21 protein-coding genes are annotated in these 19,880 nt (G+C 65.1%); 8 read left to right on the forward strand and 13 right to left on the reverse strand.

Going from position 1 to position 19,880, the window contains the following annotated elements:
- Positions 1 to 108: 108 nt before the first annotated feature.
- Together ABE459_RS09035 and ABE459_RS09040 are read right to left on the reverse strand one after the other, a co-directional pair.
- Entirely contained in the window at positions 109 to 741 is a 633-nt protein-coding gene (locus ABE459_RS09035) for a TetR family transcriptional regulator (RefSeq protein ID WP_125465739.1), read from the reverse strand.
- Between the two features lie 122 nt (positions 742 to 863).
- On the reverse strand, positions 864 to 1,364 hold the full coding sequence (locus ABE459_RS09040) for a phage infection protein (RefSeq protein ID WP_323830426.1): 501 nt from the start codon (positions 1,362 to 1,364) through the stop codon (positions 864 to 866).
- A 339-nt stretch (positions 1,365 to 1,703) separates the two neighbouring features.
- Between ABE459_RS09040 and ABE459_RS09045 the strand changes: the two genes are divergently transcribed.
- On the forward strand, positions 1,704 to 3,770 hold the full coding sequence (locus ABE459_RS09045) for an AsmA family protein (RefSeq protein ID WP_323830425.1): 2,067 nt from the start codon (positions 1,704 to 1,706) through the stop codon (positions 3,768 to 3,770).
- An 84-nt stretch (positions 3,771 to 3,854) separates the two neighbouring features.
- Here ABE459_RS09045 and ABE459_RS09050 read toward each other — a convergent pair whose 3' ends face one another.
- On the reverse strand, positions 3,855 to 4,382 hold the full coding sequence (locus ABE459_RS09050; RefSeq protein WP_125465736.1) for a ferritin-like domain-containing protein: 528 nt from the start codon (positions 4,380 to 4,382) through the stop codon (positions 3,855 to 3,857).
- A gap of 26 nt (positions 4,383 to 4,408) precedes the next feature.
- The gene (gene osmE, locus ABE459_RS09055) at positions 4,409 to 4,750 is read right to left on the reverse strand and encodes an osmotically-inducible lipoprotein OsmE (protein WP_322359505.1); all 342 of its coding nucleotides are present in this window, start codon (positions 4,748 to 4,750) and stop codon (positions 4,409 to 4,411) included.
- 124 nt (positions 4,751 to 4,874) lie between these two features.
- Between osmE and ABE459_RS09060 the strand changes: the two genes are divergently transcribed.
- Positions 4,875 to 5,765, forward strand: a complete 891-nt coding sequence (locus ABE459_RS09060; RefSeq protein WP_323830424.1) for a triacylglycerol lipase — start codon at positions 4,875 to 4,877, stop codon at positions 5,763 to 5,765.
- 139 nt (positions 5,766 to 5,904) lie between these two features.
- Here ABE459_RS09060 and ABE459_RS09065 read toward each other — a convergent pair whose 3' ends face one another.
- On the reverse strand, positions 5,905 to 6,777 hold the full coding sequence (locus ABE459_RS09065) for a DMT family transporter (RefSeq protein ID WP_323830423.1): 873 nt from the start codon (positions 6,775 to 6,777) through the stop codon (positions 5,905 to 5,907).
- Positions 6,778 to 6,979: 202 nt separating this feature from the next.
- Between ABE459_RS09065 and ABE459_RS09070 the strand changes: the two genes are divergently transcribed.
- The 3 genes from ABE459_RS09070 (at position 6,980) to ABE459_RS09080 (ending at position 9,194) form a co-directional block, all read left to right on the forward strand.
- Positions 6,980 to 7,768: a helix-turn-helix transcriptional regulator gene (locus ABE459_RS09070; protein ID WP_323830422.1), complete on the forward strand. Its 789-nt coding sequence runs from the start codon at positions 6,980 to 6,982 to the stop codon at positions 7,766 to 7,768.
- Between the two features lie 63 nt (positions 7,769 to 7,831).
- Entirely contained in the window at positions 7,832 to 8,116 is a 285-nt protein-coding gene (locus ABE459_RS09075; RefSeq protein WP_110992973.1) for a PsiF family protein, read from the forward strand.
- 70 nt (positions 8,117 to 8,186) lie between these two features.
- Positions 8,187 to 9,194: a hypothetical protein gene (locus ABE459_RS09080; RefSeq protein WP_125465731.1), complete on the forward strand. Its 1,008-nt coding sequence runs from the start codon at positions 8,187 to 8,189 to the stop codon at positions 9,192 to 9,194.
- A gap of 135 nt (positions 9,195 to 9,329) precedes the next feature.
- On the opposite strand, the gene ABE459_RS09085 is transcribed toward ABE459_RS09080, so the two are convergent.
- Positions 9,330 to 10,601, reverse strand: coding sequence for an Hsp70 family protein (locus tag ABE459_RS09085; protein WP_323830421.1), 1,272 nt, complete (start codon positions 10,599 to 10,601; stop codon positions 9,330 to 9,332).
- A 164-nt stretch (positions 10,602 to 10,765) separates the two neighbouring features.
- Here ABE459_RS09085 and cbpA point away from each other — a divergent pair, with 164 nt between their 5' ends.
- Positions 10,766 to 11,725: a curved DNA-binding protein gene (cbpA, locus tag ABE459_RS09090; RefSeq protein WP_110992970.1), complete on the forward strand. Its 960-nt coding sequence runs from the start codon at positions 10,766 to 10,768 to the stop codon at positions 11,723 to 11,725.
- Between the two features lie 2 nt (positions 11,726 to 11,727).
- Positions 11,728 to 12,033 carry a chaperone modulator CbpM gene (locus ABE459_RS09095; RefSeq protein ID WP_110992969.1) on the forward strand — a complete coding sequence of 102 codons (306 nt, stop codon included), beginning with the start codon at positions 11,728 to 11,730 and terminating at the stop codon, positions 12,031 to 12,033.
- 120 nt (positions 12,034 to 12,153) lie between these two features.
- Here the strand turns inward: ABE459_RS09095 and ABE459_RS09100 are convergent, their stop codons facing one another.
- The 7 genes from ABE459_RS09100 to urtA all read right to left on the reverse strand — a co-directional run bounded on the left by ABE459_RS09100 (position 12,154) and on the right by urtA (position 18,913).
- A complete protein-coding gene (locus ABE459_RS09100; RefSeq protein WP_125465729.1) occupies positions 12,154 to 12,687 on the reverse strand; it encodes a GNAT family N-acetyltransferase in 534 nt (177 codons plus the stop codon).
- Between the two features lie 5 nt (positions 12,688 to 12,692).
- Complete coding sequence (locus ABE459_RS09105; protein WP_323830420.1) at positions 12,693 to 13,217, reverse strand: GNAT family N-acetyltransferase; 525 nt, start codon at positions 13,215 to 13,217, stop codon at positions 12,693 to 12,695.
- Between the two features lie 31 nt (positions 13,218 to 13,248).
- Positions 13,249 to 13,947, reverse strand: a complete 699-nt coding sequence (gene urtE / locus ABE459_RS09110; protein WP_125860620.1) for an urea ABC transporter ATP-binding subunit UrtE — start codon at positions 13,945 to 13,947, stop codon at positions 13,249 to 13,251.
- 139 nt (positions 13,948 to 14,086) lie between these two features.
- A complete protein-coding gene (gene urtD / locus ABE459_RS09115; protein WP_125465726.1) occupies positions 14,087 to 14,944 on the reverse strand; it encodes an urea ABC transporter ATP-binding protein UrtD in 858 nt (285 codons plus the stop codon).
- On the reverse strand, positions 14,941 to 16,020 hold the full coding sequence (gene urtC / locus ABE459_RS09120) for an urea ABC transporter permease subunit UrtC (RefSeq protein WP_323830419.1): 1,080 nt from the start codon (positions 16,018 to 16,020) through the stop codon (positions 14,941 to 14,943). Before urtC ends, urtD begins: the two co-directional genes overlap by 4 nt.
- On the reverse strand, positions 16,020 to 17,507 hold the full coding sequence (gene urtB, locus ABE459_RS09125) for an urea ABC transporter permease subunit UrtB (RefSeq protein ID WP_323830418.1): 1,488 nt from the start codon (positions 17,505 to 17,507) through the stop codon (positions 16,020 to 16,022). Before urtB ends, urtC begins: the two co-directional genes overlap by 1 nt.
- A 140-nt stretch (positions 17,508 to 17,647) precedes the next feature.
- Positions 17,648 to 18,913, reverse strand: a complete 1,266-nt coding sequence (gene urtA, locus ABE459_RS09130) for an urea ABC transporter substrate-binding protein (protein WP_323830417.1) — start codon at positions 18,911 to 18,913, stop codon at positions 17,648 to 17,650.
- Between the two features lie 529 nt (positions 18,914 to 19,442).
- Here urtA and ABE459_RS09135 point away from each other — a divergent pair.
- Entirely contained in the window at positions 19,443 to 19,742 is a 300-nt protein-coding gene (locus ABE459_RS09135) for a hypothetical protein (RefSeq protein WP_323830416.1), read from the forward strand.
- The last annotated feature ends 138 nt before the right edge of the window (positions 19,743 to 19,880 follow it).

A 19,880-nucleotide genomic window follows, 5' to 3' on the forward strand; every position in this document is an offset into this window, starting at 1 on the left:
ATGGGTTGCCTGTGCCGGCCCTTTCGCGGGGCAAGCCCGCTCCTACAGGTCCGAGTGATTCCCTGTGGGAGCCGGCTTGCCGGCGATGGGGCCGGTACAGGCAAGGGGTCAGCCTGGATTCCCCAACCCCTGCCAATGCCGCGCACCCACGAAGATGAAGCGCAGCTGCTGGGTGATCTTCTCTTGCGCCGTCATCACCTGCGGGTTGCCCGGCTCCGGGCTGTCGATCAGCTCCGGCAGGGTGGCGAACACGGTCTTGACCACCAAGTCGGCCATCACCGCCAGGGCCGCGCCGTCCAGGTGCTGCCAGCGCGGCATGCGCGCAAGGTCGGTGGCCAGGTCGCTGCTGATGTCCTGGCGCAGGCGGGCGATGGCCTGACGTACGGCTTGCGAACCGCCGTACTGTTCGCGGGCCAGGAACAGGAACTGGGCGCGGTGGGCGTTGACCACATCGAGGAAGATGCGCACCGAGGCGTCGGTGATGCCGCCCAGCTCGAATTCGTTGTGCCGCACCAGGCGAATGGTCTGGCGGAAGGTGGTGTCGATTTCGGCGACCAGGGCCAGGCCCAGGGTGTCCATGTCGGGGAAGTGGCGATAGAAGCCAGTGGGCACGATGCCGGCAGCCTTGGCCACTTCGCGCAGGCTGATGCTGCCAAAGCCACGGCCGCTCTCCATGAGCTGGCAGGCGGCGTCCAGCAGGGCCTGGCGGGTCTGTAGCTTCTGTTCGGCACGCGGCAGCATGGGACGGGATTCTGTGGCTGTGAGGCCGGCCATTCTGGATAAAAAAACAAAGCCCGGTCAATGGACCGGGCTAGGTGGGGAGCAGATACAGCGGGGCGGTTTGTTGTTTTCGGCCATGGCGATCAGCTCACACGGCTGAGTTCGACGAGGCGATCCGAGCCACCTTCGGCAACGCGGTTGTTGCGTTCGATCAGACGATCCGAGCCACCTTCGGCGACGCGGTTATTGCGTTCGATCAGACGGTCCGAGCCACCTTCGGCGACGCGGTTATTACGTTCGATCAAGCGATCCGAGCCACCTTCGGCGACGCGGTTGTTGCGTTCGAGCAGACGATCCGAGCCACCTTCGGCGACGCGGTTATTACGTTCGATCAAGCGATCCGAGCCACCTTCGGCGACGCGGTTATTACGTTCGATCAGACGGTCCGAACCACCTTCGGCAACGCGACCGGCACGTTCCTGCAGGCGTTCGGCGCCACCTTCAGCCAGGGTGTTCAGCGGCTGGGCAACAGTGGCTGCGCTGGAGCGCGATTCGGCGCTCAGGTGCTGGTCTTCAGCAGGCAGGGCGAAAGCGTTGGCGGCAAGTACGGACAGGGTCAGGCTCAGCAGCAGATGGCGTTTCATGATTCGGTGCTCCTCTCGGGGGCTGAAAAGTGGCTACGGAGGCAATGCTACGCCGCGTAACGCCAGAGAGAAGTTCATCAGGGTAATGGTAACAATCGACGCTATTGATACTCAGGCGCGACGGCTCTGAATCAATGGTTTCGACGATGATGCCGGCATTGTGCGCTGCCGATTTCGCAGTAACACCAAGGCCCGCGGCAGACCAATAGAGCAGAAAAGCGCCAGGAAAACTTCGCTATCATGGCAACCCGGACTAAACCCTGCGGGTTTTCATCAGTCCGACATTTTAAGTGCCATCGTTATGCCCGCCTCGTGCCCGGCAGTCAGGAGAACCCCGCAATGACGCGCCCCGCCAGAATCCTTGTCTGGACCTTCGCCACCCTGGCCACGCTGCTGGCGATCCTGGTGGTGGTGATCGCCACCTTCGACTGGAACCGCGTCAAGCCACTGCTCAACGAGAAGGTGTCCGAGGCGCTGCATCGGCCTTTCGCGATCAACGGCAACCTCGCCGTGCACTGGCGCACCGCACCGGAAGAAGGCGGCTGGCGCGCCTTCGTGCCCTGGCCGCATTTCACCGCCGAAGATCTCACGCTGGGCAACCCGGACTGGCTCAAGGAGCCGCGCATGGTCGGCCTCGAGCGGGTCGAGTTCCGCCTGGCGCCACTGCCGTTGATCGTCCAGCGCATCAGCATCCCACGCATCGACCTGGTCAAGCCCAGCGCCAGCCTCACCCGGCTGGCCGACGGCCGCGCCAACTGGACCTTCGACTTCGGGCCCAAGGATGACAACCAACCACCGTCGAGATGGGTGTTGGATATCGGCGCCATCGGCTTCGACCAGGGCAACGTGAGCTTCGACGACCAGACCCTCAAGACCAGCCTGAAGGTGCAGGTCGACCCGCTGGGCAAACCGATCCCGTTCAGCGACATCGTCGGCAAGGCCCGCGCCGAAAAAGCCGGCAACGCCCAGGCCTACGCCTTCGGCCTCAAGGCCCAGGGCCGCTACAAAGGCCAGGCCGTGACGGCCACCGGCAAGATCGGTGGCCTGTTGGCGCTGCAGGATGCCAGCCAACCGTTCCCGCTGCAGGCCGACGCCCGCATCGGCGACACCCAGGTGGCGCTGGCCGGTACCCTGACCGATCCGCGTAATCTGGGCGCCCTCGACCTGCGCCTGAAGCTGTCCGGCAGCAGCCTGGGCAACCTCTACCCGCTCACCGGCGTGACCTTGCCGGACACCCCGGCTTATGAAACCGACGGCCACCTCAACGCCAATTTGCATGCAGCAGACGGTGCGCAGTTCCGCTACGAGGGCTTCAACGGCAAGATCGGCGCCAGCGATATCCATGGCGACCTGGCGTTCGTCGCCAGCCAGCCGCGGCCGAAACTGTCCGGCAACCTGGTGTCGAACCAGCTGCTGTTCAAGGACCTTGCACCGCTGATCGGCGCCGACTCCAACAGCCAGCAGAAGGCCCGTGGCGGCGCCAGCAAGCAGCCGGCGGGCAAGGTGCTGCCGGTGGAAGAGTTCCGCACCGAGCGCTGGCGGGCCATGGATGCCGACGTCTCGTTCGCCGGCAAGCGCATCGTCCACAGCGAGCAGCTGCCGTTCAACGACCTGGCCGCCCATGTGATCCTCGACGATGGCCTGTTGCGCCTGGAGCCGCTGCGCTTCGGCGTGGCCGGCGGCAACCTCGACTCCAACATCAGCCTGGACGGGCGCAGCACGCCGTTGCAAGGGCGTGCCAAGCTCACCGCCCGGGGCTTCAAGCTCAAGCAGCTGTTCCCCAGCTTCGCGCCGATGCAGACCAGCTTTGGTGAACTCAATGGCGATGCCGACCTGCGCGGCAGCGGCAATTCAGTGGCGGCGTTGCTCGGCACCTCCAACGGTGACCTGCGCCTGCTGATCAACGATGGCGCGATCAGCCGCAGCCTGATGGAGATCGCCGGGCTCAATGTCGGCAACTATGTGATCGGCAAGCTGTTCGGCGACGAGGACGTGAAGATCAATTGCGCGGCGGCCGATGTGGGTATCAAGGATGGCCTGGCCACTACCCGCCTGTTCGTCTTCGATACCGAGAACGCGATCATCTACATCAACGGCACGGCCAACTTCGCCAGCGAGCAGCTGGACCTGAAGATCACCCCGGAATCCAAGGGCGTGCGGCTGTTCTCGCTGCGTTCGCCGTTGTATGTGCGTGGGCCGTTTGCCAAGCCCAATGCCGGTGTGCAGGCGGTGCCGCTGGCGCTGCGTGGCGCGGGGATGGTGGCATTGGGTGTGGTCGTGGGGCCGGCGGCGGGGCTATTGGCGCTGATCGCGCCGAGCAGTGGCGATGCGCCGAACCAGTGCACGCCGCTGTTGCAGCAGATGAAAGCCGGCAAGGCGCCGGCTGCGGTAAAGGCCAAGCAGTAGGGCCTCATCGCGGGGCAAGTCGCATCGGCGCACCGCCGCTCCCACAGGTCAACTCGTGGGAGCGGGCTTGCCCCGCGATATCGATCACAACCCTTGCAACAGATCCGACATATCGTCCGCGTGCTCTTCTTCCTGGGCCAGGATGTCCTCGAAGATCCGCCGTGTGGTCGGGTCGCTGTCGCCGATGAACTGGATGATCTCGCGATAGCTGTCGATGGCGATGCGCTCGGCCACCAGGTCTTCCAGCACCATCTCCTTCAGGTTCTTGCCCTCCACGTACTGGGCATGTGAATGCTTGCTCAGGTTGTCCGGGTTGAAGTCCGGCTCGCCGCCCAGTTGCACGATGCGCTCGGCCAGCTTGTCGGCGTGCTCGGCTTCCTGGGTGGCATGCTCGAGGAATTCCGCCGCAGCGACACTGGCCTTGATGCCGCTGGCCATGAAGTAGTGGCGCTTGTAACGCAGCACGCACACCAGCTCCGTGGCCAGCGACTCGTTGAGCAGGCGCAGGATCTTCTCGCGGTCGGCCTGGTAACCCTCGGTCACCGCGCCGTTTTCAGCGTGCTTGCGCGCACGTTCGCGCAGGGTCTTCACATCGGTCAGTTCAACGCTCATGTTCATCTCCGTAAGCATCAGGGTGGTCATGCGCCGTGGGCGGCGTCGCTGTCTTGCTGGCGTTGCTTGCAGGTCTTGAAGCCCTTGGCGTCAACATGCCCGGTGGCGTCAAAACGCACGTAGTAGGGCTGCTGGTGGCCGTCACGGTTGAGGATGTAGTCGTTGCAGGTGCCGCCATGGGGCAGGTCGATGACATTCGACGGGCTGCCGCCGATGGCGATGACCTTCTGCATGGTCATGCCGTTTTCCACCTGCTTGACCAGCGGCTGGTCGCGGTAGGTCACGTAGTCCACCGGGTTTTCCGGGCGGCTGCTGCAGGCGGCGAGGGTGGCGCTTGCCAGAAGAATGGCCAGGGTCTGCTTGTACATGGTCCCGCTCCTTGCTCGAGGGTCTGTTCTGCTTGGAACCGCGCGGCGCGCCAGGAGTTCGATTGCGCAGGGCTCAAACGGCGCTGTAGTGTGGGCCGGTCGTCCATGGAAAGGAGCTGGGGCAATGACGCAGGCGTTGGCTACACGCTATCCACTGGTGCTGGTGCCGGGCATGCTCGGGTTTGTGCGGTTGCTGCTCTATCCCTACTGGTTCGGCATCGTCCCGGCCTTGCGCCGGGGTGGCGCGCAGGTGTTCCCGGTGCAGGTCTCGCCCTTGCATGGCAGCGAGGTGCGCGGCGAACAGCTGCTGGCCATCATCGAAGACATCTGCCAGCGCACGGGGGCCGAAAAGGTCAACCTGATCGGCCATAGCCAGGGCGCCCTGAGTGCCCGCTATGCGGCGGCGAAGCGCCCTGACCGGGTAGCCTCGGTGACCTCGGTGGCCGGGCCCAACCATGGCTCGGAGCTGGCCGACCACCTGGCGCGCACGGCACCGGGCGACTCACCCCAGGGGCGCATCCTCAGGGGCGTGCTGCATGGCCTGGCGGTGTTGCTGGTGTGGCTGGAGACCGGCTGGCGCCGCGACCCGCTGCCGATCGACGTGCATGCCTCGCATCAGTCGTTGACCTGCGCCGGGGTGGCGCTGTTCAACCAGGCTTATCCACAGGGGCTGCCCGAGGTCTGGGGCGGGGAAGGGCCGGCTGAGGTGAACGGGGTGCGTTACTACTCGTGGTCCGGCACCCTGCAGCCTGGGCTCACCGACCAGGGCCGCAATCGCTTCGATGGCAGCAACCGTTTCTGCCGCCTGTTCGCCCGCAGCTTCGTCAGGGAGAAAGGCCAGTGCGATGGCATGGTTGGGCGCTTCAGTTCGCACCTGGGCCAGGTGATCGGTGACGACTATCCGCTCGACCACCTGGACATCGTCAACCAGTCGCTCGGCGCGGTGGGCAAGGGCGCCGAGCCGGTGCGGCTGTTTACCGAGCATGCCGCCCGGCTCAAGGCGGCGGGGTTGTGACGGCCTTATGCAAGGCTTGAGATCCCTGGGGCCGCTACGCGCCCCTTTCGCGACACAAGGCCGCTCCTACAGGTGATCGCCGTCTTCTGTAGGAGCGGCCTTGTGTCGCGAAGGGAGCGCGTAGCGCTCCCCCGGCATGTCAACGACGCACCGGCGTAGTCCAGCGCTCAGCCAGCAGCACCCCAACCAGGGTCAGCAACCCGCCAACCAGGTGATAGCTGGCCAACTGTTCATCCAGCACCACAGCCGCGATCACCGCCGTCACCACCGGCAACAGGTTGAAGAACAGCGTGGTCCGGCTCGGCCCCAGCCGGTGCACCGCCTGCATCCACACCCGTGGCGCGACCATCGAGGCCAGCACGCAGGCATACACCACCAGGCCAATGTTATGGCCGTTCAGCCCGGTCTTGGGCGACAGCAGGAACAGCGGCAGCAGCACCAGGATCGCCACCAGGATTTGCAGGTACAGCAGCTGCATCGGCGGCAGGCGCAGTTGCCATTTCTTCAGCAGGAAGCTGTACAGCGCATAGGCGAAGGTGGCTACCAGCATCATCAGGTCGCCGCTGTTCAGGCCCTGGTGCAGCAGCGCTGAGGGTTGGCCGGCCGAGACCACCTCGAGCACGCCGAAGAACGACACCAGCGCGCCGAGCAAGGCGCCGTAGCTCAGGCGCTCGCCCAGCCAGGCGATGGACAGGGCCAGCGACATCAGCGGCATCAGCGACAGGATGATGCCCATGTTGGTGGCGCTGGTGATGCCAGCGGCGAAGTAGGCCAGGCTCTGGTAGATGGCCATGCCCAGCACGCCCAGCACGAAGACCTTGCCCAGGTGCGGGCGGATCGCCGCGCGGTTGCGCCATACCTGGGGCAGCAGGAAGGGGGTGAACAGCAGGCCGGCCAGCAGCCAGCGGTAGAAGCCGATCTCGGCCGGGAAGATGGCCCCGGCGGACAGCTTGGTGACCACGGTGTTGCCGGCCCAGATGAGGATGGCGGTGAGGGGGAAGAGGTAGTTCATGAGGCATCTCGGATAACGGTGAACACCTGTGGGAGCGGGCTTGCCCCGCGATGGCGGCAGCCTGGATGACGATACCGCGGCGGCTGACGCAATCGCGGGGCAAGCCCGCTCCCACAGGGAGAGTGTGATGCCTGGTATTATCGGTTGTCTGTTGTAAGGCCTATACTCCCATCCAGACAACCCGCCCCGCGAAGCAGCCAACATGCCCCGCCAGTACCTCGACATCCCGCAATTCGACCAGCTCCCCGCCCCGGTCTACTTCCGCTACGACGAATTCGGCGCCGGCAGCCAGAGCGCGCCCCATCGCCACCCCTGGGGCCAGCTCAACTACGCCTCCCACGGCGTCATGCACCTGGATGTCGAAGGCCAGCGCTTCATCTCGCCTCCCCACTACGCCGTGTGGGTGCCGCCGGGCACCGAGCACGGCTGCTACAACCCCCAGGCCATCGTCTACCGCTCGGTGTACCTGGACCGCAGCCTGTGCGCCGAGCTGCCAGCCCAGCCCTGCAGCCTGGTGGTCAGCGACATCCTCAAGGCGATCCTCGGCGACTTCGCCCGGCGCGACCTCAAGGTGGCCCAGGACGCCTGCGACCAGCGCCTGGTCCAGGTGCTGCTCGACCAACTGCACCAGGCGCCGAGGCAAACCTGCTACCTGCCGTTCGCCCGCAGCGACAGCCTGGGCCAGGTACTCGCCGGGCTGCAGGCCGAGCCCGGCGACAACCGCCCGCTGGCCGACTGGGCCGCGCAGGTGCATGTCAGTGAGCGCACCCTGGCCCGGCACTTCCTGCGCGAACTGGGCATGAGCTTTGGTGAGTGGCGCCTGCGCCTGCGCTTTCTGCGGGCCATCGAGGCGCTGGAAGCCGGCCTGCCGATCCAGGCCATCGCCTTCGACCTCGGCTACAGCAGCGGCTCGGCGTTCATCGCCATGTTCCAGCGCCAGGCCGGCTGCACGCCGGAGCAGTACCGGCGGCAGGCCCGGGCAGAGATGTAAGATTTCTTGTCTACACTCAGCTCGACAAGCGCGCATCGGGCGCGCCGACAAGGAGACCACTCCATGAAGCTGCTGCATGTGCCACTGCTGGTGTTGGGCATGTTGATCGCCGGGCAAGGATTCGCCGCCACCGCGCAACAGGAAAAGATGAAGACCTGCAACGCCGACGCCACCACCAAGGCGCTCAAGGGCGATGAGCGCAAGGCGTTCATGAGCACCTGCCTGAAGAAGGATGTGCCGCAGACCCAACAGGACAAGATGAAAACCTGCAACGCCGACGCCACCACCAAGGCGCTCAAGGGCGACGAGCGCAAGGCCTACATGAGCGACTGCCTGAAGAAGAAATGACCTGTGCCTATGCCTGTGCATTGAAGGCTGGCAGACTGCGGGACTTTCCGCTGTCTGCCGTCGAGGCTGTATGACCTTCACCCCCCGCCAGATCTCCCTTGCCAGCCTGGTCATCGTCATCGCCGGCCTGTTGCTGGCATTGCCCCTGAAGTTGCTCCCCAGCCTGCTGGCCGGGCTGTTGGTGTTCGAACTGGTCAACATGCTCACCCCGCGCCTGCAGCCGCTGATCGCCGGGCAGCGCGCCCGCTGGCTGGCGGTCGCCCTGCTGGGCACGCTGGTAGTGAGCACCCTGACCCTGCTGTTCGCCGGCGCCTTCAGTTTCCTCCTGCACGAAGCCGAGAACCCCGGCGCCTCGCTGGACAAGTTCATGGCCCTGGTCGAACGCGCCCGTGGCCAGTTGCCGCCGTTCATCGAAGCCTACCTGCCGGCCAGCGCGGCCGAGTTCAAGGTGGCCATCGGCGACTGGATCAAGAGCCACCTGAGCGATCTGCAACTGGTGGGCAAGGGCATGGCGCACATGTTCGTGACGCTGCTGATCGGCATGATCCTCGGCGCCATCGTCGCCTTGCAGCGCATCCCCGACATTTCCCGGCGCAAGCCCCTGGCCGCGGCCTTGTTCGAGCGCCTGAGCCTGCTGGTGCAGGCGTTTCGCAACATTGTCTTCGCGCAGATCAAGATCTCGCTGCTCAACACCGCGTTCACCGGCATCTTCCTGGCCGTGGTGCTGCCGCTGTTCGGCGTGCACCTGCCGCTGACCAAGACGCTGATCGTGCTGACCTTCCTGCTCGGCCTGCTACCGGTAATCGGTAACCTGATGTCCAACACCCTGATCACCATCGTCGGGATGTCGCTGTCGATCTGGGTGGCGGCGGCGGCGCTGGGCTATCTGATCGTGATCCACAAGGTCGAGTACTTCCTCAACGCGCGGATCGTCGGCGGGCAGATCAGTGCCAAGGCCTGGGAGCTGTTGCTGGCGATGCTGGTGTTCGAGGCCGCGTTCGGTCTGCCGGGGGTGGTGGCGGGGCCGATCTACTATGCGTACCTGAAGAGTGAGCTGAAGCGGATGGAGCTGGTCTGAGGGATTGCTTGAACCTGTGCCGGCCTCTTCGCGGGTAAACCCGCTCCCACAGGTTCACCGCTGCCTTCAAGGCATAGGTAATCCTGTGGGAGCGGGTTTACCCGCAAAGAGGCCAGTACAGGCGAAGGCAAAGGTTCAGATTGTCCCGTAGCGCTTGCGCGCCTCGATCGCCAGCCCGCTACCGATGCTGCCGAAGATATTGCCTTCCACATGCCGCGCATTGGGCAGCATCGCCGCCACGCTGTTGCGCAGTGCCGGGATGCCGCTGGAACCGCCAGTGAAGAACACCGTGTCCACCTGGCTTTCATTCACCCCGGCCCTGGCCAGCAGCTCGGTCACGCTGCCACGCACACGCTCCAGCAAGCCATCGATGGCATCCTCGAACAACCCGCGGGTCAGCTCGGCGCAGAGCCCCGGTTCGATGCGGCCAAAGTCCACGCTACGGCTGTCGCGCTCGGTCAGCTCGATCTTGCTGGCCTCCACTTCCATCGCCAGCCAGTGCCCGGCGCGCTCTTCGATCAGCTTGAACAGGCGGTCGATGCCCAGGGTGTCCTCGATGTCGTAGCGCATGTTGCCCAGCGCCAGCTGCGACTTCTGCGAGTACAGGGCGTTGATGGTGTGCCAGGTAGCCAGGTTGAGGTGGTAGCTGGTGGGCATCAGTGCGCCGCTCTTCATCCGGCTGCCGTAACCGAACAGCGGCATCACGCCTTGCAGGCTCAACTGCTTGTCGAAGTCGGTACCGCCGATGTGCACGCCGCCGGTGGCGAGGATGTCGTCCTGGCGCTCGTCCACCAGGTGACGCTCGGGCGACAGGCGGATCAGGGTAAAGTCCGAGGTACCGCCGCCGATATCGACGATCAGCACCAGTTCTTCACGGCTGATGCCCGACTCGTAGTCGAACGCCGCGGCGATCGGCTCGTACTGGAACGACACGTCCTTGAACCCGATCTTGCGCGCCACCTCGGCCAGGGTGTCCTCGGCCTCCTGGTCGGCAGCGGGGTCTTCATCGACGAAGAACACCGGGCGGCCCAGCACCACCTGGTCGAACTCGCGGCCGGCGGCGGCTTCGCCACGCTTTTTCAGCTCGCCGATGAACATGCCCAGCAGGTCCTTGAAGGGCAGGGCGCTGCCCAGCACGCTGGTGTCGTGCTTGATCAGCTTGGAACCCAGCAGGCTCTTGAGCGAGCGCATCAGGCGGCCTTCGTAGCCTTCCAGGTACTCGTGCAGGGCCAGGCGGCCGTACACCGGGCGACGTTCCTCGATGTTGAAGAAGACCACCGAAGGCAGGGTGATCTTGCCGTCTTCCAGGGCGATCAGCGACTCGACGCCCGGGCGGTGCCAGCCGACCGTGGAGTTGGAGGTGCCAAAATCGATGCCAAGGGCGCGGGCCGGGGATACGTCAGACATGAGGGGAAAGCTTCCGGAGGCAAAACGGCCGCGCAGTGTATGCCAGTTGGCTACAGAATCAAGACCGGTCGTCTGCCGTGAGGCAAAGCCAAGCGCACCTTGAAAGGCTATGCTTGGCCCCTATCTTCAGTTGCAACCTGCACTTTCACATTGGTGATCCACAGATGGACTTCAAAGACTATTACAAGATACTCGGCGTTGAACCGAGCGCGGACGAGAAGGCGATCAAGGCCGCGTACCGCAAGCTCGCGCGCAAGTATCACCCCGACGTCAGCAAGGAGCGTGACGCCGAGGAAAAATTCAAGGAGGCCAACGAGGCCTACGAAGTGCTTGGCGACAAGGACAAGCGCGCCGAGTTCGACGAAATCCGCAAGTACGGCGGCCAGCACGGCCGGCCGTTCCAGGCCCCGCCTGGCTGGCAGAGCCGCGGCGGCAATGGCGGCGGCGGTTTCGAGGGCGGCGACTTCTCCGACTTCTTCAGTTCGATCTTCGGCGCCCGGGGTGGCAACCCCTTCGGTGGTGGCGGCCGGCAACAGCGCAGTACCGGCAGACGAGGGCAGGACGTGGAACTGGAACTGGCGGTCTTCCTCGAAGAGACCCTGAACAACGAATCCAAGCAGATCAGCTTCCAGGTGCCGCAGACCAACGGCGCCGGGCAGCGTACCGGGTTCACCACCAAGACCCTGAACGTGAAGATCCCCGCCGGGGTGACCGATGGCGAGCGCATCCGCCTCAAGGGCCAGGGCGCGCCAGGCGTGGGCGGTGGCGCCAACGGCGACCTGTTCCTGACCCTGCGCATGGCCCCGCACCCGCTGTTCGATGTCGAAGGCCATGACCTGATCATCACCGTGCCGCTGGCCCCGTGGGAGGCCGCGCTGGGCGCCAAGGTGGCGGTGCCGACCCTGACCGGCAAGATCAACCTGACCATCCGCCCCGACAGCCAGAGCGGCCAGCGCCTGCGGGTCAAGGGCATGGGCCTGTTGAACAAACAGGGCGAGCGCGGCGACCTCTATGCGCAGCTGAAAGTGGTAATGCCCGCCCAGTCCGACGCCGCCGCGCGCGAGCTGTGGACCCAGCTCTCCGAGAAAGCCGCGTTCAATCCGAGGACTCAATGGAGTAAGTGACCATGAGCAGCACCCTGATCGTTCAACTGGACATGCGTACCCTGTGCCAGGAGGCCGATGTCACGGCCGACTGGGTGATCGAGATCGTCGAGCACGGCATTGTTGAACCGTCGGGGCGAACGCCCGACGAATGGCTGTTCGATGACCGCGCGCCGGTTACGTTGAAACGCGCGGTGAAGCTGCATCAGGAACTGGAACTGGAGTGGGAAGGGGTGGCGCTGGCGCTGGAGTTGCTGGAGGAGGTGCAGCAGTTGCGCAGCGAGAACAGCATGTTGCGCCAGCGCTTGGGCAGGTTCACCCAGATGTGACGGTCAGATCCTGGGGCTGCTTCGCAGCCCTTTCGCGACACAAGGCCGCTCCTACAAGGGATCGCGGTCGCCTGTAGGAGCGGCCTTGTGTCGCGAAAGGGGCGCAAAGCGCCCTCAGCTTCACGAAGTTGTCGCGATGACTTTGAAGTACAACGCCGTCGCCCGATACACCCCATCCGGCCCACAGGCATAATCCGGGATCTCCCCCGCCTTGCTGTACCCCTGCGCCCGATAGAACGCCTCCGCGCCGGAGCCGGCCTCGGTGTCCAGGTACAGCATCCCCCGCCTGATCCGCCGGGCATCGGCCTCCAGCGCATTCATCAGTTGCTGCCCCAGCCCACGCCGCCGCGCATCGCTATGCACCAGCAGCTTCTGCACCTCGGCCCGGTTCAGCCCGTTGGGCTTCAGGCACAGGCCAAGCTGCACGCTGGCCAGCACCTCATGGCCCTGGGCGATCACCCATAAAAGTTGCTCGCCACTGGCCAGGCGCGCCTTCACCTCATCGAAATAGGCATTGGCCTGCTGCTCGTCGATATCCGCCAGAAAGCCCACCGAAGCACCCTGTCGCACCGCATCCAGCAGCAGGGCCACCAGGCCCTCGCGGTAATAGGCCAGGCCTTCGTGGGTGACGCGTTGCAGGTGGGCGGCGTTCATCGGGTTCAGCTCCTCGAGGGGGGAAGGGAGTTTTCGTCCAGATTCAGCTGCATGAAGGTCAGGTCCAGCCAGCGGCCGAACTTCACGCCCACCTGGGCCATCTGCCCGGTGATGGCGAAGCCCAGGCGCTGGTGCAGGCGGATCGACGCGGCGTTGCCGCTCTCGATCGCGGCGACCATCACATGTTTGTCGCACGTCCGCGCTCGTTCGATCAGCGCCGCCATCAGGATCGGCCCCAGGCCTTTGCCACGCTGATCGCCACGGATGTACACCGAGTGCTCGACGGTATGCCGGAAGCCTTCGAAGGGCCGCCAGTCGCCGAACGAGGCGTAGCCCAGCACCCCGGTTTCATCCACCGCCACCAGGATCGGGTAGCCCTGCTGCGCGCGGGCCTCGAACCAGGCCTGGCGGTTGGCCAGGTCGACCGGGGTTTCGTTCCAGATCGCCGTGGTGTTGCGCACGGCGTCGTTGTAGATGTCGAGGATGCCTGGCAGGTCTTCTGCCAGGGCATCGCGCAGCGGGTAACTCATGACGGCATCTCGCAAGGGAAGTCTGTGCAGATTAAATGGTAACCAGGCCACGCACACCTTCGGCCTGCATGTTTTCGCCGCGCCCCTGCTGGACGATCTCGCCACGGGCCATCACCAGGTACTGGTCGGCCAGTTCCTCGGCGAAGTCATAGAACTGCTCCACCAGCAGGATGGCCATATCGCCACGGTCGGCGAGTTTGCGGATTACCGCGCCGATTTCCTTGATCACCGAGGGCTGGATGCCTTCGGTCGGTTCGTCGAGGATCAGCAGGCGCGGGCGGCTGGCCAGCGCACGGCCGATGGCCAGCTGTTGCTGCTGGCCGCCGGACAGGTCGCCGCCACGGCGCTGTTTCATCTGCTCCAGCACCGGGAACAGTTCGTAGATGAAGGGCGGTACTTGCCGTGCCTCGCGGGCGGGGAAGCGCGACAGGCCCATCAGCAGGTTTTCCTCCACCGTCAGGCGCGGGAAGATCTCGCGGCCCTGGGGCACATAGGCGATGCCGGCCTGGACCCGTTGCTGCGGCTTGAGCGCGGTGATTGCTTTGCCTTCCCATTCCACGCGGCCCTCGCGGGCCGGCAGCAGGCCCATCAGGCAGCGCAGCAGGGTGGTCTTGCCCACGCCGTTGCGGCCCAGCAGGCAGGTGACTTCGCCGACCTTGGCCTCGAAGGACAGGCCGCGCAGGATGTGGCTGCCGCCGTAGTATTGGTGCAGGGTGTCGATTTTGAGCATGTGTTGTTCCTGGAGTATTCGTATTGCCCATGCCGGCCCTTTCGCGGGTAAACCCGCTCCCACAGGTTCAGCGCAAATCCTGTGGGAGCGGGTTTACCCGCGAAGAGGCCAGCGCAGGCAGACAAAAATCAAAACCCGATCAGCGCCCGAGATACACCTCGACCACCCGCTCATCCGCCTGCACCTGCGCCAGCGACCCCTCCGCCAGCACACTGCCCTGGTGCAGCACCGTCACATGGTCGGCAATGCTGCCCACGAAGCCCATGTCGTGTTCCACCACCATCAGCGAATGCTTGCCCGCCAGCGACCTGAACAGCTCGGCGGTGAACTCGGTCTCGGCGTCGGTCATGCCCGCCACCGGCTCGTCCAGCAGCAACAACTGCGGCTCCTGCACCAGCAGCATGCCGATCTCCAGAAACTGCTTCTGCCCGTGGGACAGCAATCCGGCCGGGCGCTGGGCCAATGGCAGCAGGCGCAAGGTGCTCAGCACCTCGTCGATGCGCTGGCGCTGCTCGCCACCCAAGCGCGCCGCCAGGCTGGCCCACACCGACTTGTCGGCCTTCAAGGCCAGCTCCAGGTTCTCGAACACCGTCAGTGCCTCGAACACCGTGGGCTTCTGGAACTTGCGGCCGATCCCGGCCTGAGCGATCTGGTATTCGCTCATGCGGGTCAAATCGAGGGTGTCGCCAAAGTAGGCGCTGCCGCTGTCGGGGCGGGTCTTGCCGGTGATCACGTCCATCATCGTGGTCTTGCCCGCGCCGTTGGGGCCGATGATGCAGCGCAGCTCGCCCACGCCGATGTACAGGTTCAGCCCGTTGAGCGCCTTGAAGCCGTCGAAGCTGACGCTGATGTCCTCCAGGCTCAGCACCGTGCCATGGCGGGTATCGAGCCCGGCCTTGCGCGCCTGGCCCAGGCCGATGGCGTCACGGCCGGCGCCCAGTTGATCGAACACCGGTTCCAACATGAATTCAGGATGCACCGGGGGCACGCCTCTCATGGCTGGCTCCTTTTCTTCACAAGCCCGACCACGCCCTTGGGCAGGTACAGGGTGACGACGATGAACAGCGCGCCGAGGAAGAACAGCCAGTACTCGGGGAACGCCACGGTGAACCAGCTCTTCATGCCATTGACCAGCCCGGCGCCGAGCAGCGGCCCGATCAGCGTGCCGCGCCCGCCCAGGGCCACCCACACGGCCGCCTCGATGGAGTTGGTCGGCGACATCTCGCTGGGGTTGATGATGCCCACCTGCGGCACATACAGCGCCCCGGCCAGGCCGCACAGCACGGCGCTGAGCACCCACACCAGCAGCTTGAAGCCACGCGGGTCGTAGCCGCAGAACATCAAGCGGTTCTCGGCATCGCGCACCGCGGTGAGCAGCCGGCCGAACTTGCTGCGGGTGAGCTGCCAGCACAGGTACAGGCTGGCCAATAGCAGGCCGACCGTGAGCAGGAACAGCACCGCGCGAGTGCCTTGCGAGGTGATGTCGAAGCCGAGGATGGTGCGGAAGTTGGTGAAGCCGTTGTTGCCGCCAAAGCCGGTCTCGTTGCGAAAGAACAGCAGCATGCCGGCGAAGGTCAGGGCCTGGGTCATGATCGAGAAGTACACGCCCTTGATCCGCGAGCGGAAGGCGAACCAGCCGAATACCAGCGCCAGCAACCCCGGCGCCAGCACCACCAGGCACAGGGCCCAGGCGAAGTGCTGGGTGCCGGCCCAGTACCAGGGCAGCTCGTTCCACGACAGGAAGGCCATGAACCCCGGCAGGCCGTCGCCGGCAGCCTGGCGCATCAGGTACATGCCCATGGCGTAGCCGCCGAGGGCGAAGAACAGCCCGTGGCCCAGGGACAGCAGCCCGGCGTAGCCCCACACCAGGTCCAGAGCCAGGGCGACGATGGCGTAGCAGAGGATCTTGCCCACCAGGGTCAGGGTGTAGGCCGAGACCTGCAGCGCGTGCCCGTCGGGCAACAGCGACAGCAGCGGCAAGGCCAGCAACACCAGAACCACGGCGGCGCCGAGGGCCAGCGATAGTCGCGGCCCGGCCTTTTGTGCGGCAGTGACAAGCAGTGGCTGGTTCATCAGTCGATTACCCGTCCCTTGAGGGCGAACAGGCCTTGCGGGCGCTTCTGGATGAACAGAATGATCAGCGCAAGGATGAGGATCTTGCCGAGCACCGCACCGATCTGCGGCTCCAGCAGCTTGTTGGCGATGCCCAGGCCAAAGGCGGCCCAGAGGCTGCCGGCCAGTTGCCCGACACCGCCGAGCACCACCACCAGGAACGAGTCGATGATGTAGCTCTGGCCCAGGTCAGGCCCGACGTTGCCGACCTGGCTCAGGGCCACGCCGCCCAGCCCGGCGATACCGGAGCCCAGGCCGAAGGCGAGCATGTCGACGCGCCCGGTGGACACCCCGCAGCAGGCCGCCATGTTGCGGTTCTGGGTCACTGCGCGCACGTTCAGGCCCAGCCGTGTGCGGTTGAGCAGCAGCCAGGTGAGCAGCACCACGGCCAGGGCGAAGGCGATGATGACGATGCGGTTGTAGGGCAGCACCAGGTTGGGCAGCAGTTGAATGCCGCCGGACAGCCAGGCCGGGTTGCTCACCTCGACGTTTTGCGCGCCGAAGATCAGGCGCACGGCCTGGATCAGGATCAGGCTGATGCCCCAGGTGGCCAGCAGGGTTTCCAGCGGGCGGCCGTACAGGTGACGGATCACCGTGCGCTCCAGGGCCATGCCCACCCCGGCACTGACGGCGAAGGCCACCGGCAGGGCGATCAGCGGGTAGAACTCGATCGCCCCTGGCGCGTAGCGCTGCACCAGCACCTGGACCATGTAGGTGCTGTAGGCGCCGAGCATCAGCATCTCGCCATGGGCCATGTTGATCACCCCGAGCAGGCCGAAGGTGATCGCCAGGCCCAGGGCCGCCAGCAGCAGGATCGAGCCTAGCGACAGGCCACTGAAGGCCTGGCCCAGCAGTTCGCCCACCAGCAGTTTGCGTTGCACCTGGGCCAGGCTGGTTTCGGCGGCGGTGCGCACGGCGGCATCGGTTTCGGCGTCCGGTTGCAGCAGCGCTTCGAGGCGGGTGCGGGCCAGCGGGTCGCCGGTTTCGCCCAGCAGGCGCACGGCGGCCAGGCGCACGGCCGGTTCGCTGGCGCCCAGTTGCAGGTTGGCCAGCGCCAGGCCCAGGGCGGCGTGGACGGCGGCGTCCGGCTCGGCGGCGAAGCGGCGGTCGAGGAAGGCCATCTGCGCCGGTTGCGCGGACTTTTGCAATTGCTGGGCGGCGGCCAGGCGGATCGCGGCCTGATCGCTGAGCAGTTGGTGGCTGGCCAGGGTGTTGTCGAGCAGGCCGCGCAGGCGGTTGTTCAGGCGCAGTTTGCGGGTGTCGCCTTCGGCGATGCGGCCTTGGCGCAGGTTTTCCAGCAGCGGCAGGCGTGCGGCATCGGGTTGTGCGGCCCAGGTTTCGAGCAGGCTGGCCTGTTCGGCGGGCTTGGCGCTGAGGAAGAATTCGCCCTCGCTGGCGTGTGTTGCCAGGGGCAACAGCAACAGAAGGGTGAGCAGGAATCTGAGCATAAGGGCAGTCCTGGAAAATCGGCGGTGGATTCATCGCTGGCAAGCCAGCTCCCACAGGTTCAGTGAAGCGCTCAGGGCTGGCGCGATCCCTGTGGGAGCCGGCTTGCCGGCGATAGGGCCGCAAAGCGGCCCCAATGCACTCAGTTACCTTTCACCGCATAGTCAGGCCGCTTGTCATTCCCCGGAATGAACGGGCTCCACGGCTGCGCCCGCAGCGGCTGTTCGGTCTGCCACACCACGCTGAACTGCCCGTCATCCTGGATCTCGCCGATCATCACCGGCTTGTGCAGGTGGTGGTTGCTCTTGTCCATGGTCAGGGTGAAGCCCGACGGCGCCTTGAAGCTCTGCCCGGCCAGCGCCTCGCGCACTTTGTCCACGTCCGTGGACTTGGCCTTCTCGGCGGCCTGCGCCCACATGTGGATGCCCACGTAGGTGGCTTCCATCGGGTCGTTGGTCACCGCCTTGTCGGCGCCCGGCAGGTTCTTGGCTTTGGCGTAGGCCTTCCAGTCGGCGACGAATTTCTGGTTGACCGGGTTATCCACCGACTCGAAGTAGTTCCACGCCGCCAAGTGCCCCACCAATGGCTTGGTGTCGATGCCGCGCAGTTCCTCTTCTCCCACCGAGAAGGCCACCACCGGCACCTCGGTGGCCTTCAAACCTTGGTTGGCCAGCTCTTTGTAGAACGGCACGTTGGAGTCGCCGTTGACCGTGGAGACGACCGCCGTCTTGCCGCCGGCGGAGAACTTCTTGATGTTGGCGACGATGGTCTGGTAATCGGCGTGGCCGAACGGGGTGTAGACCTCTTCGATGTCCTTGTCGGCCACGCCCTTGCTGTGCAGGTAGGCGCGCAGGATCTTGTTGGTGGTGCGCGGGTACACGTAGTCGGTGCCCAGCAGGAAGAAGCGCTTGGCGCCGCCGCCGTCTTCGCTCATCAGGTATTCCACCGCCGGGATCGCCTGCTGGTTGGGCGCGGCGCCGGTGTAGAACACGTTCGGCGACATCTCTTCACCCTCGTACTGCACCGGGTAGAACAGCAGGCCGTTGAGCTCTTCGAACACCGGCAGCACGGATTTGCGCGACACCGAAGTCCAGCAGCCGAACACCACGGCGACCTTGTCCTGGGTCAGCAACTGGCGGCTCTTCTCGGCGAACAGCGGCCAGTTGGACGCCGGGTCCACCACCACCGCTTCGAGCTGCTTGCCGTTGACCCCGCCCTTGGCGTTGATCTCGTCGATGGTCATCAGCGCCATGTCCTTGAGCGAGGTCTCGGAAATCGCCATGGTGCCCGACAGCGAATGCAGGATGCCGACCTTGATGGTCTCGGCGGCCTGGATGCTCCAGCTCAGGCCCATTGCCGCGATCGATGCGCTGAGGGTGAAGGCCTTGATCAGACTGCGTCGCTTCATTTGGTCACTCCGATGTGAGGTTGTGGTGCTGGCAGATCGGAGATTGCAAAGGCTGTGCCGAGCGGCGGAAGGCTTGTGATAGAGCGGTTGTGCGACGAATCGGGGCGTTTGGGGCGTCCAGGATGGTGCTTGCCGGATTGGCCTGCACAGGATTGGGGCCTGGGGCCGTGAACACTTTTGACACATAAGCGGTACTTGAGTACCGTGCCGCACCCCAGTAGTTTCTGCGGTTCGGGATTGGCGTCCCGTTGTCAGAACCGGACACATCGCACCTGCGATAGTTGTGTCCTGCATGGTTGCACCCGTTATGGGCGGAGCCGTGTGTGGGAGCCTTCGGGCTCACCGGAACTTCTGACCGGCAACGCCAACCCGCACGGCTCCGTCCACCCACATTGGCGTGTGGGCACGGAGAAACACTTCAGAAGGCTGCAAGGAGTAGCACCATGCTCAAGAAGATCGTTCCAGATCCACCGTTCGCGCCTGTCGCTGGCGCACCTCTCATCGAAGCCCCTCAGCGAGAGGTGCAGCCATGAACCCGGAATCGCGGGTCAATCCCGCCATTTGCAAACCCCGCCCCGTTATCGCCTGTTCCCATTTCGGCACCTGCAATCACGCCCACGCCCCGATGCTTTCGGTGCATGCCGGGGTCGATAGCGAGGATGCGCTGGTGTGCGCCGTGGCGGCGTTGAAGGCGGCGTATGAGACCAATGCCGCAGCGTTGGAGAAGGCCGGGGAGCCGTTGCGCAGTTTGCTGACGGCTACGGAGAACTCGCTGGAGAAAGGGTTGGCGTTGGCCGAGGCCGTGCTTGTGGGGTTTGAGCAAGGCTGAAAATCGCCGGGGCTGCTTTGCAGCCCTTTCGCGACACAAGGCCGCTCCTATAGGACTGCACATGACTTACTGATTTGGCAGGGACCTGTGGGAGCGGCTTTAGCCGCGAACACCGGCGAAGCCGGTGCCATCCATCGC

It is taken from the genome of Pseudomonas sp. TWI923, from assembly GCF_039673365.1.
Taxonomy (GTDB): Bacteria; Pseudomonadota; Gammaproteobacteria; order Pseudomonadales; family Pseudomonadaceae; genus Aquipseudomonas; species Aquipseudomonas sichuanensis.